23 protein-coding genes are annotated in these 16,475 nt (G+C 32.5%); 8 read left to right on the forward strand and 15 right to left on the reverse strand.

Going from position 1 to position 16,475, the window contains the following annotated elements; all coding sequences use genetic code 11:
• Positions 1–335: 335 nt before the first annotated feature.
• The 13 genes from B6C99_RS05200 to B6C99_RS05255 all read right to left on the reverse strand — a co-directional run bounded on the left by B6C99_RS05200 (position 336) and on the right by B6C99_RS05255 (position 7,634).
• A complete protein-coding gene (locus B6C99_RS05200; protein WP_086358864.1) occupies positions 336–767 on the reverse strand; it encodes a phage tail protein in 432 nt (143 codons plus the stop codon).
• 199 nt (positions 768–966) lie between these two features.
• Positions 967–1,254 carry a phage holin family protein gene (locus B6C99_RS05205; protein WP_086358865.1) on the reverse strand — a complete coding sequence of 96 codons (288 nt, stop codon included), beginning with the start codon at positions 1,252–1,254 and terminating at the stop codon, positions 967–969.
• Positions 1,251–1,628, reverse strand: coding sequence for a putative holin (locus B6C99_RS05210; protein ID WP_065651199.1), 378 nt, complete (start codon positions 1,626–1,628; stop codon positions 1,251–1,253). Before B6C99_RS05210 ends, B6C99_RS05205 begins: the two co-directional genes overlap by 4 nt.
• 4 nt (positions 1,629–1,632) lie before the next feature.
• A complete protein-coding gene (locus tag B6C99_RS05215) occupies positions 1,633–1,836 on the reverse strand; it encodes a tail protein X (protein ID WP_086358866.1) in 204 nt (67 codons plus the stop codon).
• 392 nt (positions 1,837–2,228) lie between these two features.
• Positions 2,229–2,576, reverse strand: a complete 348-nt coding sequence (locus B6C99_RS05220) for a hypothetical protein (RefSeq protein ID WP_086358867.1) — start codon at positions 2,574–2,576, stop codon at positions 2,229–2,231.
• Positions 2,573–3,013 (reverse strand): D-Ala-D-Ala carboxypeptidase family metallohydrolase, encoded by a 441-nt coding sequence (locus B6C99_RS05225; protein WP_086358868.1) that lies wholly within the window; start codon positions 3,011–3,013, stop codon positions 2,573–2,575. Before B6C99_RS05225 ends, B6C99_RS05220 begins: the two co-directional genes overlap by 4 nt.
• A gap of 858 nt (positions 3,014–3,871) precedes the next feature.
• Positions 3,872–4,054 carry a hypothetical protein gene (locus B6C99_RS05230; RefSeq protein ID WP_086358869.1) on the reverse strand — a complete coding sequence of 61 codons (183 nt, stop codon included), beginning with the start codon at positions 4,052–4,054 and terminating at the stop codon, positions 3,872–3,874.
• A 183-nt stretch (positions 4,055–4,237) separates the two neighbouring features.
• Positions 4,238–6,394, reverse strand: coding sequence for a replication endonuclease (locus B6C99_RS05235; RefSeq protein WP_086358870.1), 2,157 nt, complete (start codon positions 6,392–6,394; stop codon positions 4,238–4,240).
• 16 nt (positions 6,395–6,410) lie between these two features.
• The gene (locus tag B6C99_RS05240) at positions 6,411–6,617 is read right to left on the reverse strand and encodes a TraR/DksA family transcriptional regulator (RefSeq protein ID WP_086358871.1); all 207 of its coding nucleotides are present in this window, start codon (positions 6,615–6,617) and stop codon (positions 6,411–6,413) included.
• The gene (locus B6C99_RS05245; protein ID WP_086358872.1) at positions 6,617–6,832 is read right to left on the reverse strand and encodes a DUF2732 family protein; all 216 of its coding nucleotides are present in this window, start codon (positions 6,830–6,832) and stop codon (positions 6,617–6,619) included. The genes B6C99_RS05240 and B6C99_RS05245 overlap by 1 nt, the downstream gene beginning before the upstream one ends.
• A gap of 25 nt (positions 6,833–6,857) precedes the next feature.
• A complete protein-coding gene (locus B6C99_RS05250) occupies positions 6,858–7,160 on the reverse strand; it encodes a hypothetical protein (RefSeq protein WP_086358873.1) in 303 nt (100 codons plus the stop codon).
• Positions 7,161–7,249: 89 nt separating this feature from the next.
• Entirely contained in the window at positions 7,250–7,393 is a 144-nt protein-coding gene (locus B6C99_RS13170) for a hypothetical protein (protein ID WP_158092439.1), read from the reverse strand.
• Between the two features lies 1 nt (position 7,394).
• Complete coding sequence (locus B6C99_RS05255; protein ID WP_086358874.1) at positions 7,395–7,634, reverse strand: MerR family transcriptional regulator; 240 nt, start codon at positions 7,632–7,634, stop codon at positions 7,395–7,397.
• A gap of 142 nt (positions 7,635–7,776) precedes the next feature.
• Here B6C99_RS05255 and B6C99_RS05260 point away from each other — a divergent pair, with 142 nt between their 5' ends.
• From B6C99_RS05260 to B6C99_RS05295, 8 genes are all read left to right on the forward strand, one after another.
• Complete coding sequence (locus B6C99_RS05260; protein ID WP_086358875.1) at positions 7,777–8,133, forward strand: helix-turn-helix domain-containing protein; 357 nt, start codon at positions 7,777–7,779, stop codon at positions 8,131–8,133.
• A gap of 24 nt (positions 8,134–8,157) precedes the next feature.
• On the forward strand, positions 8,158–9,165 hold the full coding sequence (locus B6C99_RS05265) for a tyrosine-type recombinase/integrase (protein ID WP_086358876.1): 1,008 nt from the start codon (positions 8,158–8,160) through the stop codon (positions 9,163–9,165).
• 1 nt (position 9,166) lies between these two features.
• Positions 9,167–9,823, forward strand: a complete 657-nt coding sequence (locus B6C99_RS05270) for a hypothetical protein (RefSeq protein ID WP_143413963.1) — start codon at positions 9,167–9,169, stop codon at positions 9,821–9,823.
• Positions 9,824–9,924: 101 nt separating this feature from the next.
• Positions 9,925–10,653: a hypothetical protein gene (locus B6C99_RS05275; RefSeq protein WP_216819386.1), complete on the forward strand. Its 729-nt coding sequence runs from the start codon at positions 9,925–9,927 to the stop codon at positions 10,651–10,653.
• Positions 10,654–11,024: 371 nt separating this feature from the next.
• A complete protein-coding gene (locus B6C99_RS05280; protein ID WP_086358878.1) occupies positions 11,025–11,474 on the forward strand; it encodes a hypothetical protein in 450 nt (149 codons plus the stop codon).
• Between the two features lie 183 nt (positions 11,475–11,657).
• On the forward strand, positions 11,658–12,128 hold the full coding sequence (locus B6C99_RS05285) for a hypothetical protein (RefSeq protein WP_086358879.1): 471 nt from the start codon (positions 11,658–11,660) through the stop codon (positions 12,126–12,128).
• Positions 12,129–12,470: 342 nt separating this feature from the next.
• Positions 12,471–12,677, forward strand: coding sequence for a hypothetical protein (locus B6C99_RS05290; RefSeq protein WP_065578823.1), 207 nt, complete (start codon positions 12,471–12,473; stop codon positions 12,675–12,677).
• 350 nt (positions 12,678–13,027) lie between these two features.
• Positions 13,028–13,468, forward strand: a complete 441-nt coding sequence (locus B6C99_RS05295; protein ID WP_086358880.1) for a hypothetical protein — start codon at positions 13,028–13,030, stop codon at positions 13,466–13,468.
• Positions 13,469–13,622: 154 nt separating this feature from the next.
• Here B6C99_RS05295 and clcA read toward each other — a convergent pair whose 3' ends face one another.
• Both clcA and B6C99_RS05305 read right to left on the reverse strand, forming a co-directional pair.
• Positions 13,623–14,999, reverse strand: a complete 1,377-nt coding sequence (gene clcA / locus B6C99_RS05300; protein WP_371265823.1) for a H(+)/Cl(-) exchange transporter ClcA — start codon at positions 14,997–14,999, stop codon at positions 13,623–13,625.
• Positions 15,000–15,148: 149 nt separating this feature from the next.
• Entirely contained in the window at positions 15,149–16,474 is a 1,326-nt protein-coding gene (locus B6C99_RS05305; protein WP_086358882.1) for an MATE family efflux transporter, read from the reverse strand.
• Position 16,475: the final 1 nt, after the last annotated feature.

Consider the following 16,475-nt stretch of genomic DNA (forward strand, 5'->3'; position numbering starts at 1 on the left):
ATTTATAAAATTAATTAATAATTATTATTTATATAGTTTGGTCAATTATTGTTATTAGTAAATAAAGATAAAGCGGTATTGTTTTTATCATCTTTGATGTAAAGAATATGTATTATGGCATTTATCTTTAATACGCAAGATACACAATAACGATAGGTTTGAAAAGTGATTTTTGTTTATGCACATTATATATTAATGGAAGTAAATTAGACTTTTATAATAAAAATTTTTGAGGAAAGGGGCTTTTTAAGCCCCTAAAATCAGCTTTTAGCTAATATATTTTAAAAGATTAATGTTAGTATTAGTATTTTATTGGCTATACAAAGTAACAGCTATTAATAGCCATACTTTTCTAATGGTTCCTGTAATATTATTCGGTCGGTTAATGAGTCAAATTCTGTTTTTTCTTGTTTTTGTGTTGGTTTGATTCGTTCCGATAATCTTAATTCAATGGTTAAATCACATTGGTTGTCAGTGATATTGTTAACATGAAACTTAATTGCTTGTTGGCGGTTCTGAGCGCTAATCAATGCATCTGGTTGATTGTCCTGCATCCAACTGACTATGTTGGCGGTTAAATCATTAAAAGGGTAGCAATAACCTATTAGATTTATCGTTAACGTGAAATGGTATTGAAATCCAGAATTGTCCACTGAGAAAGGCTCAACAATGCCATCTTTGATGATAAATTGATTTTCCGCCGTTAAATTAGAATTTAACAGATTCTTCTCAAACAAATAGTGTTTTAATTGGTTAATTTTTTTCATATGGATCCTTTTAATCTTTATAAATAATCTTGATGGCAGTAAAACAGTGATTTCCAATGCAATAAAATAGAGTTGAGGTTGAAATAAAATAACTGTTAATTATCAATCCTCGATCCAAATGTATTGTCCTGAATATTAAACTTAGTTATTCGTATGCTTAAATGCTGATTTTCAACTAACATCATTTATTTTGTTGCTATCATTGTGAATTACTGTTGTTAGTTGATTTTACTGAACGACAAAAGATAGCTATGTTGCCTTTGCTTTTTAATAAACAGAGTAATAATGTGATGTTCATTACAACTTGGGCTAGGTAAGCGCGATGTGGTAGATTGAAAAATGAAAATAAGCAAACAGCAGCACTTGAAACTATCATCAACCATGCTAACCAACTGTATTTAACTTTGTAGCGACAATTGTTGCGATCGAAGGTAAATAATCTCACCGCAATCATTAAACAAAAAATAGCATTGAGCGTCATTATCATGATTTTTTGCCTCTAAAGTTATTGAATAAATCTGTTGGATCATCGAATTTTTTAATTAACCATAATAACAATTTGACACTAATAGCCGATGCAACTAATGCACCTAAACCTAGTGGCATTTTTGTTTGAATATTGGCTGGAAAAATAGGGATGAGTAAATACAGCGTCATTTCTGCTAACAGTAATCCCATAGCAAATGAGATAAAAAATAGGACGATGCGGCGCAAAACAGAAATATATTGTTCACTAATCACAAGTAAAATCGAACCACAAAGTGCGCCTAAAATAATGCCATTTTCAATGTTAGGATAAATCATTGATAGTGAAAAAGCGCTAATAACTGCGGTAAAAGTTAGACTGGTGGGCTCTGTCATTAAATTAGTCCCATAAATTAATAGAATTAGAATTTTTTTCAGGTACCGATTCAGGCACGTTTACTTCAATACCCATAGGTAATATTGCTGGTAATTCACAAAGTTTTGGGTTGTTTTGATAAATTATTTCGACAATTCCGGCTGTTTTACCAAAAACTCGATAAGCTAATGCATCAATACTTTCATTTTGCATGGTATAAACAATCATTCTTTAATTACTCCATAGTTAATTTGGATTTATTTTTAACAGCAACATTGATGGTGTTTCAATAAATAGGGCTCGGCGGAAAACAAAGGTGTCGAATCGCTTAAAACCATTGCACCGCCGAGGTGTGAGGGTCACTCGTTATAAATAGTTATTGATATTATGGTCGTTGTTAACTGATTTTTAAGCAATTAACTAAAATTGTGACAAATTGAAATACAATACCAAAAGAGAGGGGCGATCTGTTAAGTAAAAATCAGTGACTATTACTGTTAGTAATCTCCCAGATCGCTTGTTTATCAACATTGCATTTTTCGATGACATGCAATAAATGTTCATTGTATTTTAAGCTATCACCAAAGGTCATTGGTTGCGGGGGTAAATTTGGCTGACAACTAATGAGTAGATTCGCTGGTATTGGTTGATTGACGAAGATTTTTCGCTCGGTTGTACAAGCTACCAGAAATGGGCATAGGCACCAGCTGGTTAGCGCAATAATTCTCTTTGAGTTGACCATTGATCTGCTCCTGATTTTGTAGCGATTGCTGTTCCAAAGATTGTTTATTTTTTTCGTTATCAGCGATAATCTGATTATTCCTGATAATTGTTTGTTGTAACTGGCCTAACTTTTGTGTCAATTGACTGACTTCATTTTTTGCCAATTGTTTTGCATGCAGTAAATCAGTAATGATAAAAATGAGTAATAGAAATGTGAAAGCAATAGTGAAGTTGGTTTTGTTCATACTAATCCTGGTAAATAAATTGTTTTGCCGTTTTGTTTTACCGCAGTAATAACACGTCTGCGTTGGTTTATATGACTAAATTCAATGTGAACCCATTGATTATATTCTTGAATGATTTTGTCAAATTCGACGCCAACCGTGATTAAACGTTGGCAAATTTGTTTGGGATTGCCATAGGCACAGTGGAAATCAACGGCTAAACCTTTGGTATGAGCGCTAGTTTGAGAGCCTCCAACTTGACTATTTAGAGTAGGGCAGCGATATCCTGATGTGATGATTATTGGATGCGCCAAAGCCTTCCTAACTAATTCTAATTTGTTTGCTGTTAGCTGAATATTGGCCATTAATTCATCTGGCACATGATTATCGATGTTTAGCCGAGTAGCGGTTGTTGAGCGAGTAAATTCTTCTAATTTGAAGTGTTCTGTTAATCTCATGACTTTTCATCTCCTTTGATCTATATTATGAATCTTTCTTCCAGAGTTTTAATTAAGGTTGTTCCTGAGCAATCTGCTAGGTAAGCAATAATTTCAGCAAGTACAAATGACAAATCAATATAACCAATAGTTAAAAAGATTAAGATTGCCACAAAAATCGAAATAACTATTTGAGCAATTTATGTATTAATAGCTAATTTGTTACTGTTTAATGGTTTATAAAAGTAACTTGCTAATGATGCAAACGAACTGATGATGAACAAATAAATAACCACCTGCCAACCTAAATTTTCAGGATCGTTAATCAGCATTATTGACTCTCAATATTTAAATGGCCGCTAAGTAAGTTTTCAGACCTATATTATAAAAATAGTAAATTGATTATCTTTTTTATATGTCTTTTTCAATCTTGATAAGTATATGAGACAAAATAAGTGGCCACTTAACACTGTTTAATTATACAGTTTTTTGTAATTTCAACCTAATTTATAAGGACAAATTGATTGAAAAGTTATCATTAAAAATTGTTATTAATTAATGAGTTGCATGTTTGTTTTAATGGAGGTTTGTAATAGATAATTTGACAATTAAAATCCTTTATTTTGGCTAAAATAAATAGGTATTTGACAGGTTTAATAGATTAATTGAAAACTTTGCTATCAAGATATTAATGAATAGAAATAAACATGATTTTGAAGATAATTATTAGTAAATATGAAATTAACTGGAACGGTAAGGCTTTAAAAACCCCGTTCCTCAAAATTTTTGAAATTACTATGAAATGAAATGGCAGAAAAGAAGGATAGTTGATGATGGTTGTTAAGTGGGTATGAACTATTTTCAACTATCCTAACGTGTTTATGAATTATTTGAATTATCAGTTTGCTTAGCAGCCAGTTGTTCTTTTAGTGGTTCGAGTAAATCTCGAAACCAAAAAAGTATTATGTCTTTATCATTTTCACGTAAATGAATATATTCAGTAATGATTCGTGAAAGTAATTCGGCGCGTTCAATTGTTTTTATTTTTTCCAACTCGTTCATTTTTATTTACCCTTCAACACTGTATTTATGTACAGTATATAATAATTAACTTTTCGATCAAGTATATTTTTTAAAAACTTTGAGCCAACTAGACACTAATATTTAGTGCATTGATATTTTTTATTTTTTTGCTTAATTTTTATGCTTTTCACCTAGTTAAAACCAAAACTTATGGCTTTTTTTCTACAGTTTAAAGTAATCATGATATGATTCTTTAGGAGGCCTTTTTTTCGTTTCTATACAGTGGTCAGTAATTATTAAATTAAGCCCATTTAACGTGTCAGATAATATAAGATGCTGATGAGTATTGAGTTTGATACTTTGCCTTAAATAGAGACGATTCACATTTATATCATTATCCGGTAAACCGATAATTTTCAGTTGTTGTTTAATGATTTGTCGTTGCTGTTCAGAATTATCAATGGGAGTACAGTTATTGACAGAACTCCAAGGCGTGCGTTCCGCCCGCAATAATGATACATCTCTAGTTTTTACGATATTGTGGTTACTTTTAGCTACTAACTTCCATTTAATTAATCTAGTACATATAAAAGATGCCAGTCCATGGATTGGCGCATAAACTCCTTTTATTTTTTTGATGATCTCTTCATATTGATTAATTTTGTCCTCATAAGCAAGGCGGACTTTAATATCTTTACGTTTGACTAAGGGGCCACCTTGATGAGCGGTATAAGCCGCCCAATCACCAATATCGGCTGAAGCTAACACCGGATCGATAATAGCATCGGTTACTTTTTTACTTTTCAAACGCCGTAGTTCTCGCCATACACTGACTGGGGCGCCACCCAATTGTTGAAATTGACGAATCTTCCAGCGACTAGCCCAAGCCGTGATGGCTTTAGATGACTGTTTTAATTTTTCACCTGTTTGTGTATCAATTTCGTTTTCGAGTGCATATCCATCAATATTTTTGGCAATATATTTGGCAATGTAGCCAGTTGCTGACCCTTTTTTCTTATCAATATCTTTAAATTCAAAGCGATTGATGGCGGCTCCTTTTTCATCACCATCTTCATCCATGGCATATATCCACATGCTATAAAAAGCTTTTTGGATATCTCCTGGGCGCATAAAGACTAAAATATGCCAGTGAGGGGTACCGTCATGGTGAGGTTCAGCAACTCGAAAACCAAAAAATTGAATATTTTCCCGATTTAATTTAGCTCGAATTCGTGACCAAACTTTGCATAAATAGGCTTGTGTTTCTCGTGGAGTATTGCCTTGCCAGTTTTCAACAAAACCGCCTTTGGCATGCGCACTGTGATATTTTGCTGGTGCAGTCAAGGTAATAAAAGCGCCTTGATAACCTAGCTGATCAGCTAAATCTTCAAAGCCACGCATACGAGTCATAAGCTCTACACGCCTTATTGCGGGGTTAGCTATTGATTTATAAACTTGTAAATCCAATGGTATTTGTTCACCCGTTTCTGGATTTTCTATCGCCATTTTCTCCAAATATTTTTGATTGCGACGTTTTTGCTCTTGCCATTCCATTTGACAGCTACGACTCGCATAAGGCGATGCCTTTTTTTGTACTTGACCGACTGCAATGGCTAAATGTTCATGTTCGAAATCTCGACGCGTTTTTAATTTACGCTGCCACCATTCATGATTGGTTATTTTAGCCAATGCCTTAATGCAATTTTCGTTGGTTAATTTATTATGGTTAAAATCGTTCAAATAGGGTGGGGGAATGTTAATACCGTTTAGTTCTTTTAAAACGCTACGATAAAGTTTCTGCTCCAAACTATCGCTTTCAATATGATTAGCGGTCAAGCAAAAGTCCTGATCCGCAAGGCAGGTTTGGATGTGTTTATTGAGATAATTGGCGATTTCAACACTTAAATTGACTAACTTTTTAGTGCCTAAAGTCGATAATTGAGCAAATTCATCAGCAAAATTAATCGCTAAGGCACTAGGGTTAGCTGCTTGATAACGAGCTTTGACTTGTGATAACCGTGATTGAATATTACCACCCAAAGTTTGCCGTAAAAAACTATTGGCGGCTTTTCGTCCTTCAACTTGAAAAAGATTAATATATTTATCTGCAAAATAGCCAGCTAAAAAATCAGGTAAATCAGCAAAATATTGTGCACGGAAGGGATGATCTTCTTGGTCAACTTGCCACAATTTGATTTCATTATAGCTGATAGATTGTGGCATTTTTTTGCCACAATCAAACTGGGCTATTGGCGTTCTTACTATTTTTTTATTAGGTGAATATTGCCCTATATTTTCATAGTAATCACGCATAGCTAATAATAAAGAATGTTTATTTTTAGCAGGAATAACGGGCAAGGAGAATGGTTGGCTGATCATAAATTCTCGGTAGCAATTATCGTTTGGCAAATAGCTCTTTTAGACTTTGACAATCGACACAAAGTTGACAACCTTTTAACAATTGTCGGCGTTTTTCTGGGATTGGCTCACCACATTCCAGACAATCTTTTGCTGATTCACCGGCAAAGGTTTGCCGATTAGCCAATAGATTATCCAGTTCAAGTTGAGCCAAATCATTTGCTTGGTCTACAATATCTCGCATTAGGCATTCGTCTCATAGCTTTGATGGCGGAGTTTTTCAGCTTCTTGATTAAGCAGTTCATTTACTTCACTAGCGGTTAAATCCTGATCTAAAATATGACCACCTATTTCCATTAAGCGATTAATATATAGATCACAAAGTCGTTGTTCGGTTTCTTGTTTAATTTGTCCCGATATATCTTGTAATTTCAATTGGGTAATGCTGCTTGAGTTCATATGCTTTTCCTCATCTTGTTATTCATTATTGTTTGGTAAAATCTTGTGCTTCACAGTGGGCAAAAACATCAACGATTGCTTGCAACCGACGAAGTCCTATCTCTAAATTATCTATTTCATTATCATTGAGCTGATCAAAGTTCAGATTACGTTCTGAATATGGCAATCTTGTCTTTAATGGCGTTATGCCTGCTGCTGCTAATAACAGTCTTTTTTGTCCAGGCTTTAACCGATTAAAATTGCTGCGAACTAAGCTGCGATGTCCATGTATCAATTGATATAAATTTCTTATATGTTCAAGTTGATGAGCTCGTTCGATATTATTCATCGATCTTCCTTCTATGACTGAGTTTGAATCAAAAAAGAGCCATTTCTTGCGAAAAAGGCAACGGTGTTATTAACTGATTTAAGTTCGGTTTAACGATGTTTAATTGGCCATAATTTAACAGTTTTACCATTACTTTTTTCGATCCAACCATTTGGATTATGTTTATTCGTTTGAATAAAAATGACTAAAGGTTGCGTCGTCGATTTTTGACTTAAATAGATAGCCTGACTCATATTATTGCTCCTTTAAATTTATTTCAGGATTAAACGCCTTAGCACCTTCAAGCGTCAGGGCGGTCATATTAATTAGTGTTGTCGAACGGTCATGCTTACCGGTGATTTTTTTCTTTCTTGTTGGCAGCAATCCTTCGTGCACATACTTTTTTACGGTACGTGGATTCATACCCGAAACTCGAGCAAATTCATCAACAGTGACATAAGGAGCAGAAATAGTGATTGAAATTGTTGTCATCATGGTGCATTATTCCTAACATAAATATGCTTATGTGTAATTATGTGTATTTATATGTAAATTTAAGTTAAATATAATTTAACATTAAGCTAAGCTTAATGTCAATCATATTTTTATTTTTTAATTAACTTAGGCTTAATTTGAAATGAGTATTAATTTTAATTCTGGCGGTGCCAAAGTATTGGACAGAATCATTGAGGCTTATGGGTTTAAATCCAAAGTAGAATACAGCAACTATTTAGGTACCTCTGCAGCGAGTTTATCAATCCGTTATCGACGCGATCTCTTTCCTTCCGATCTGGTTGTTAAATGTATGGATGAAACAGGCGCATCATTACAATGGTTAGCAACTGGTGAAGGGCAATTTAACCCCGCTGAACAATCTAAAGAGACAGTGATTTCAGATGAAACTTTAGTCAAACTTGAGCGATTAGCCAGCCTAAAAGATAAAGGCGCCATTACCGAACAAGAGTTTAGCGAATTAAAAGCACAGTTGATTTAGGATAGTATAGGATTAATTGCAGGTATGTCAGTAAGAAAACAACCTAATGGAAAATGGTTATTTGAAAAATATCTCCCTGGTGGCCGTCGAATACGAAAAAACTTTGCCACCAAAGGAGAGGCACTGGCATATGAAAATTATCTTGAAGAACAAACTAACCAAAAACCATGGATCAATGAAAAAATAGATAAACGCCGTTTATCGGAATTGATCCAAAGCTGGTACGCGTTGCATGGTCAAACCTTAAAAGATGGCCAAACGCGTTTGAAAGCAATGCTATTTGCCAGTGAATGTATGGATAACCCTTTAGCAACAAACTTTACTGCAAAACAATTTACCAACTATCGCCAAAAACGAATTGATGGAGAGATATATCGAACCGATCGCATTAAAACTGTTGCTCCTAGGACAATGAACCTTGAACTAACCTATTTTAAGGCGATGTTTAACGAATTAATTCGGTTAGGGGAGTGGCAACATAAAAATCCTTTGGAACTGGTTCGTTCATTTAAAACGGATGAACAAGAGATGGCTTATTTATCCAAAGAACAAATTCAAGCTTTACTCAACTCTTGTCAGCAAAGTAGTGCGTCCGATTTAACCATTATTGTTAAAATTTGTTTAGCAACTGGCGCTAGATGGAGCGAAGCTGAAAGCTTAAAAAGCGCACAAGTCAAGGATGGAAAAATCACCTACATCAATACTAAAGGTAAACGGAACCGCACCATACCTATCAGTGAGGAACTATTTAAACAAATTCCCAATAAACATGGCCAGCTTTTTACTGGTTGTTACTCGGCTTTTCGATCTGCATTAGATAGAACTGGCATCGAACTACCTGAGCGCCAACTAACCCATGTATTACGCCACACCTTTGCCAGCCACTTTATGATGAATGGTGGCAACATATTAGTTCTACAAAAAATCTTAGGCCACACCGACATCAAAATGACTATGCGCTACGCCCACTTTGCCCCCGATCACTTTGAAGATGCAGTAAGATTGAATCCTTTAAATGATGGGAAAAAATAAGATGAAATATTTAAATATAATTAAAAAAATTGAAATTGATGGTGTTAGAAAGAAAAAGAAATCAAAAATTAAATTTATGTCCAAAGAATGGATAATTAGACATTGGTGGTTAATTTTTGTGGTTGCTATATATTCTTTTTCTCTTGTTTTTTTTATTTTCTCAAAAAATTATTTATGGGCATGTATATCATTAATTTTTACCTATTTATTGATAGGATACTATGCCTCAATTACATATAAAAGTATAAAACAAGAAAAAAAATTATTCCGTCTACCCTTTAATAGAGCTATCAATTTAAATGTAAAATCAGTTTATTGTTCAGATAAAAAATATTTAAAACAACTAATATTACTTGATGTATCAGAATTAAAATTTGGATGTTTAGAGTTAAATAGTGAATATGAATATTTTAAAAAAAGGATAAACCTATTTATTGGACCAATAGATAAGCTAGGTATATTACCTGGACTTATAGCTACTATAGGTGTATTACCCAATACAATAGATGCGTTTGGGATAAATTATTGGGTATCAATTTTTTCTTATGCTTATATTGGGCTTATTATTTTTAGTTTATTTTTTTATGATACTGTAGCTAAATATGAGAGAATGCTTTCATTAACTAAGTTTGTGATTGAATCTAAATTAGATAAATGAGTTTATATGGGAAATTATAGCAAAGGCATTTCAGAGCGAATAAGGCATGTAAGAATAAAAAAGGATATTGTTTAATTTGTGGTTCATATGGCGAACTCACTATGGATCATGTTCCTCCCAAAGGTGCTATAACCGTATCAAAAATAGAACAAAAACATATTTTTGAAATTATAGGTGCTGATAACATAAAATTAAAAGGAGTTCAGTCGCATAATGGTAGCAGATTTAGAACGATATGTGCAAAGTGTAATAATGAAATAATTGGCAAGAATGATCAGGAGGTATCTTCTGTCATTAAAGAATTAAATACAAAAATAAAAAAACACTTCTCTGGTTTTCCTTCGATTAATAATTCGGTCTCTGTCCGATTCGACCCTATACGTTTTTGTCGTGCAATGATTGGACATATATTATCCGCAACAACAGTCAATGATTGTATAAGAGAACCAGTTAACTCACCTTATTTTTCTCCTTTACAAGATTTTGTCTTAGGAAACGATAATGCGCTAAATGATACTCATGATATTTATTACTGGTTTTATCCTAATAAAATGCATTTTAGTGGTAAAATAATAGGTTTTTATGATGATGGTAACTTTTGCGTAATCAGTATTCTATCATTTTTTCCTATCGCATTTTTATTAACCGAAAAGAATAAAGGAATATATCCAGCTCAAGCTACAAAACTAACTTTTAATGATTCTCATATTATCATGGATTTATCTTTACAAAATATTAAATACGCTAACTTCCCATTTATATCTCTTAAAGGCAACAAAATGTATATGGGAAATGATGCAACCTGTATTGTTAGTTATCCTATCAAATAGTTATAAGAATTCACTACTATTAATAAACAAAAAATGGCGGTAAATTGGCGATCGAATATGATTTTATAGTGCTTAATATGTTTTTATATGTATAGTTAACTAATTGATTAATAACTAAGTTATTGATTTAAAACCCCACTCCAAAAAACTCATAATCGATTGGTCACTGGTTCAAGTTAAGTCGTAAAATCTATCAAGTATTTTATCACTATTAATTTTGAAATATAGATATCAATTTCACCATATCTAAATTGCATTTTTAATAATATTAAACTAATCTAAACCCCTCAAAAAAAAATTATTAAATAATTTTCCAACGGATTAATAGGGAAGTTTAATGATATTTTCAAGGATTAGAGGTGTTAAGCATTATGAAATATTTATTTAAAGATTCTGTATTGATCGGTCTCTTTTTCATATTCTACTTTAGTATGGACATAACTTATTATGTTGTTTTAGAAAATCCTCATTCGTTTATTAGGAAAATAGGTAAGCCAACTGTTGATATTTTATTTGCTATAGCGGTTGTAGTTAAAATTATTTTCTTTCTTTCAATGTTGATAAAACTATTTGTTGCTAATAGTACACATTTGTTAACCTCTTATTTAGGATTAATTTTAGGGCTAGCATTTTCTTTTATTTGGCTATTTATTTTATATATTTGTTTCGTCCGATTTCATAGTTGGGGATGGAATGGTTTTGGATTTCTTGGTTGGGCGTTTTTGCCTGCGATTGGCTGTTTTATGAGTTATATTGTTTTAATACTTATCAGAATGTTATATTTTTTATATTGTGTTTTATTTCTTGAAAGATCTAAATAAAATTTTTTGATTAACTGTTATTTTTTTGATATTGCATGAGAAAATTATTTAGCCATCAAAAGTAGAATGAATAACTGATTATTAAACAGTTAAATATTAATTTTATCTGAGTGTAACCATATTTATTTGGATGAGATTTTTTAGGCTAACAGTGAAGTTAACTTAAGTTTATAGGGATTAATTATGCCAAAAATTATTAAATATTTATCTAAAGATAAATTATGGATTTGTCTTTTTGGGGTTACTTATTTGACATTTATAGTTACTTTTAATATTTTTTCATTAAGAAGCGAATTTTATATTAGTCATGCAGCTCCACATATCCGTTTTATACTATTTTGTATAATAATAATCTCTGAAATTGTTTTCTTCCTAATACAATTAATAAAATTATTTATTATCCCTCAGACTCATGTATTAACTTCTTTCTTAGGATTATTTTGTGGATTAGTTTTTTCTTTTTGCTGGTTGGGTATTTTATATTTTTATTTTGAGCATGTTAGTAATGGTTATGATGATATAGGATTCATCATTGCGATGTTCATTCCTGCACTCGGTTGTTTTTTCGGTTACATTATTTTAGTTTTGATTAAAATATTAAGATGTTTATATTATTTTTTTCTTGTTAAACAATCCAATAGCTCTTATCAGTAAAAAAGAATATTTTAAAAAAGTCTTTTAAAAAAATTAGTTGAATTTTATTAGGTATTTGTCAGTTATTTTAAAATGATTGAGTACCTTTTCTCATTTGTTATTTTTTAATTTCTTTTAATATGCCATTATTATCAATTTGAGATAAGACAGAATTACGTTGCTTATTTTATCGAGTATTTAAACTTAAAAATCTAAATTTTTTTATATTTTAAAGCTTTTTTAGCGAAGATATTGAGAGATTTATTCAATCTCGACTTGATTTTTGTTTCAATCAGCGTTTATATATAACTGTAATAAGCAAATCGGCTTATTATTTATAACATTTTACTGGAGGAGCTTATAATGGTACAAAAATTTGCTGCATACGGTAGTGATGTTTCAGCTGGCACTTATAAATGTGCTGATTGTGGCTATGTATATTCAAACCAAAGTAAAAAATCGTTACCCCCTTGTCCTGATCATAATAAAAAACCACATAGTAAGAATGGTTGGTATGTGGTGAGTGGTCAAGGTGATTCAGTAAAAGATCCTCATCATACTAAAAAGTAGCACTCGTTCTATGTTGTAACTTTGAAAGGTAACACTTAGTGTTACCTTTTTTGTTACCTTTATACTAATATAAGAATATTTTTTATTAAAATTACAAAGAAATTAATTTAGCTTAATGGTTTTCAATTAAGATTAATAGCATTTAAATCAGTCTTAAATTTTACGATAAATGATTCATAACTCTTTTTTTATGAAAATTTTTGTGTAAGATATCTATTAGATTATTGTTAAGACGATGATATTAGATTATTAAAAATTGCAGTTAGGTTAACTAATTTTAATATATTGATTTTTTATTTTTTAATTATAATTAATAGATAAATTTATAAGTATTAGTAAAGGAATAAATAATGAAAAAAGTTGTTAAATTAGCAGTGTTAATTTCAGGTCTTTTAGTATTTTCAACTGCCAATGCTGCACCTAAAAATACAGATAAAAACAATGCGGTAACTGTGACTAAAGCATTAGCAGATAGTGCAAAACGCTCATTGTTAGGAGAAAAAGGTAAATTTCCTATTCAAGTAGAGGCTGGTTATGAAGTTACCAATATTACCGCGAACATTAATAATGTGGTTTTCGAATATAAAATGCCTTCAGATAGCCAAAATACTCCTTTGAATGATTTTATGGAGAATGTTAGATTAGGGCTTAATAGTCAATTTTGTGATAAACCTGATGTCGTAAATGTCTTAAAAACTTATGACATTCGTTTTATTTTCCGTTTTCAATTTTCTGATGATCGTAATATTCCTACCACTTTATCAATCAAAGAAATCTGTGAGTTAGATTAGGTAAATATTAGATTATTCGCTATTAGGTGAATTTTAGTAATGAATCGAAACATTGAGGTATTAATTTTGATTCATTACTAAGTTAACGACTTAATTAAAATTTTCTTCTTATTTTTTCCATCCAAAACTGCTAGTTTGCTTAGGTTATAATTTATCAAGAATTACTTGCTGTTAGTTGAGTAGCGTTATCTAATTGAAGTTTGTTTCTTAATAATATTTTTTCCAAAATAGATGTATATAATGGCATTCCACCCAGCGCTTGCGCGATGAGTGTTGCACCTAAGCAAGTAATAATCATCGGTAAAATAAGCTGATAGTTATCTGACATTTCCATTACTAAGACAATCCCTGTGAGTGGTGCTCGTACGGTTGCCGCAAATAATCCTCCCATACCAATGATAGCGCAAGCACCAAGTTCAATATGATAATTTGGGTAAATTTGTTGCGCAATCACCCCAAAAGCGATCCCAACAGTTGTCCCTAGGGCTAAAGTTGGGGCAAAAATGCCCCCTGGAGCGCCGGAACTAAAGCATAAAACGGTAGTGACAAAGCGCAAACATAAAATCATTATCAAACTATTAATTGTATAATTACCTGCAACTGCATTAGGAATAAAATCAAAACCGCTACCGGTTATTTCAGGTAGGATGAAGCTTATAACTCCAAATAACCCTGCCAAACAAAATCCAGTGATAACAAAGTAGTATTGATTAAATTGATAAAATTGTTTGAATCGCTCTTGTAAGGTCAATATGCACTTATTTGATAAAACACCAATAACACCAAAAAAAGTCCCTAACAAGAGATAGAGCCATAAAGATTCAATAGGAACAGCATTAAAGTGGCCGATCTGAAAGACTGATTCCTGATTATATAAAAATTGATACATAATGCTGGCCATAATCACGCCAACAAAAATAGCTTTTATTGAGGTCAAATTATAGCGAAATTGTGGGCGCATCTCTTCTATAATAAACAGTATTCCAGCTAATGGCGCGTTAAAAGCTGCAGTAATGCCAGCGGCGGCTCCGGTTGCTAAAAAAGTATGTCGATAAGCTTTATTTTTAACTTTAAGCAGATCGGAGACCATTGCACCAATATTACCACCAAGTTGAACAGTAGGGCCTTCACGACCTAACACCATACCAGAGCCCAAAGCACCGATGCCACCAATAAATTTAACTGGTAGGACAGATCGCCAACGTACTGGACGTAAATCAAGTAATGCACCTTCAATTTCTGGTATACCTGAACCGCCAGATTCTGGTGCAAAACGTTTGACCAAGTAGTAAGCTAACCCGCCCATTGTCCCTGTGATAGCAAAGATTAATAGATAATTAATTACTAGATTGTCGACCAGATTAAATAATAATGTTTTACGCAGTGAGATTACCCAATTCACCGCATATTGAAATAATACGCCAACAATACCAGTGATTGTGCCGATAACGCCGGCAATTATTAGTACGATTAGAGGGGCTTTATCCTGAAAACTACGTATTTTATGATAAAGTTGAATTCTTTTTTTGATAGCAGAATAACTAGGCACAATATTGACTGTAATTAGAACAATGAAGGCAAATTTTACGCCTGTTTAATCGAAAAAGATAGTTTCAAATTTTCACTAAAATACTTGATACTAGGACGATTATCTGATTAAAAATCTGCGATAATTCGCCATTAAGCAGTAATATAGCTGCGCGATTTTTTAATCCAAATAATTAAAAATATTGTTCGTCCAAAACTAAATAAACTGTAAGCCAGCCATAATCCATGATTTCCCCAAACTGGCACTGCAAAATATTGTGCTATCAACCAAAGCAATAACGCTAATAACATTGAATCACGGATTGATGAAGTGTAAGTAATACCAGAAAAAACACCATAATAGATCAATCCTCCCGCGGCAACGATAGGGAATATAATTAACCATGATTGATATTGCAGAGAAAGATTTATAATTTCCGTTTGATTAGTAAGTAGCTTGATAATTGAGGTGTCAAACGCTAACCAAATAGCAATTATTATAATTGGGCAAATAAAACAGGCTTGCAATGACCAACGTAGAGTTTGGTTATAGAGACCCATATTTTTATTGCCCTTCGCGCGGCCACTAAATACACTTGATGCATTAGCAAAACCATCAAACAGATATGCCATCATATAATGGATCTGGAATAAGACGGCATTAGCGGCCAATACTTCGGTATCAAATGTTGAGCCAATCGAAATAAAATGATTTGTGACGATTAATAAACAGATAGTCCTTATCATTAGATTGGTATTGACTAAAATGACCCCTTTTAATGATTGCCATGACAAAATAGCTTTTAAGTCGGTTTTTTGATAGGTTTTCGGTAGATATCGATAGATAAACCAAATCCCGATTAAAGAACAACTTATTTGGGCGATTAACGTTGCGAATGCGACTCCTTTGATGTCCAAATGAAACCACCAGACAAAAAGCATCGCCATTATAATATTAAGTACATTGATGAAAACTTGTAGAAATAATACTGCTTTCACTTTAGAGATACCCATTAACCAACCAACTAACACATAATTGATAAGCACAAAAGGTGCCCCCCAAATTAACACGGAAAAATAGCTATCAGCATAGTGTTGAACTTCTTGATTAGGATTAATGATCTGCATTGAAGCAGAAAAAATGAGTTTTTGAAAAATAATAAATACCAAACCTAAAAAAATCGCAATAAATAGGGGGCGAATAAGCGAAGATTTTAGTAACAATGCGTTATCCAAGGCTTGAGCTGCGAAACCGGTGGTACTGACTCTTAAAAAGCCAAATAACCAGTAAATGGTATTGAATATTACTGTTCCAATGGCAATGCCAGCAATAAAAGCTGGATTAGGTAAATGACCAACTAAAGCGGTATCAACTACGCCAAGCAAGGGGGTGGTAATAGTTGACAGTACAAAGGGGACCACCAATTTAAGATAATCGCTAAACTGATATTGTTGATTTGATGTTGATGAGTTTGCCATT

The sequence above is a fragment of the Gilliamella sp. N-G2 genome (assembly GCF_002142215.1).
Classification (GTDB): Bacteria; Pseudomonadota; Gammaproteobacteria; order Enterobacterales; family Orbaceae; genus Gilliamella.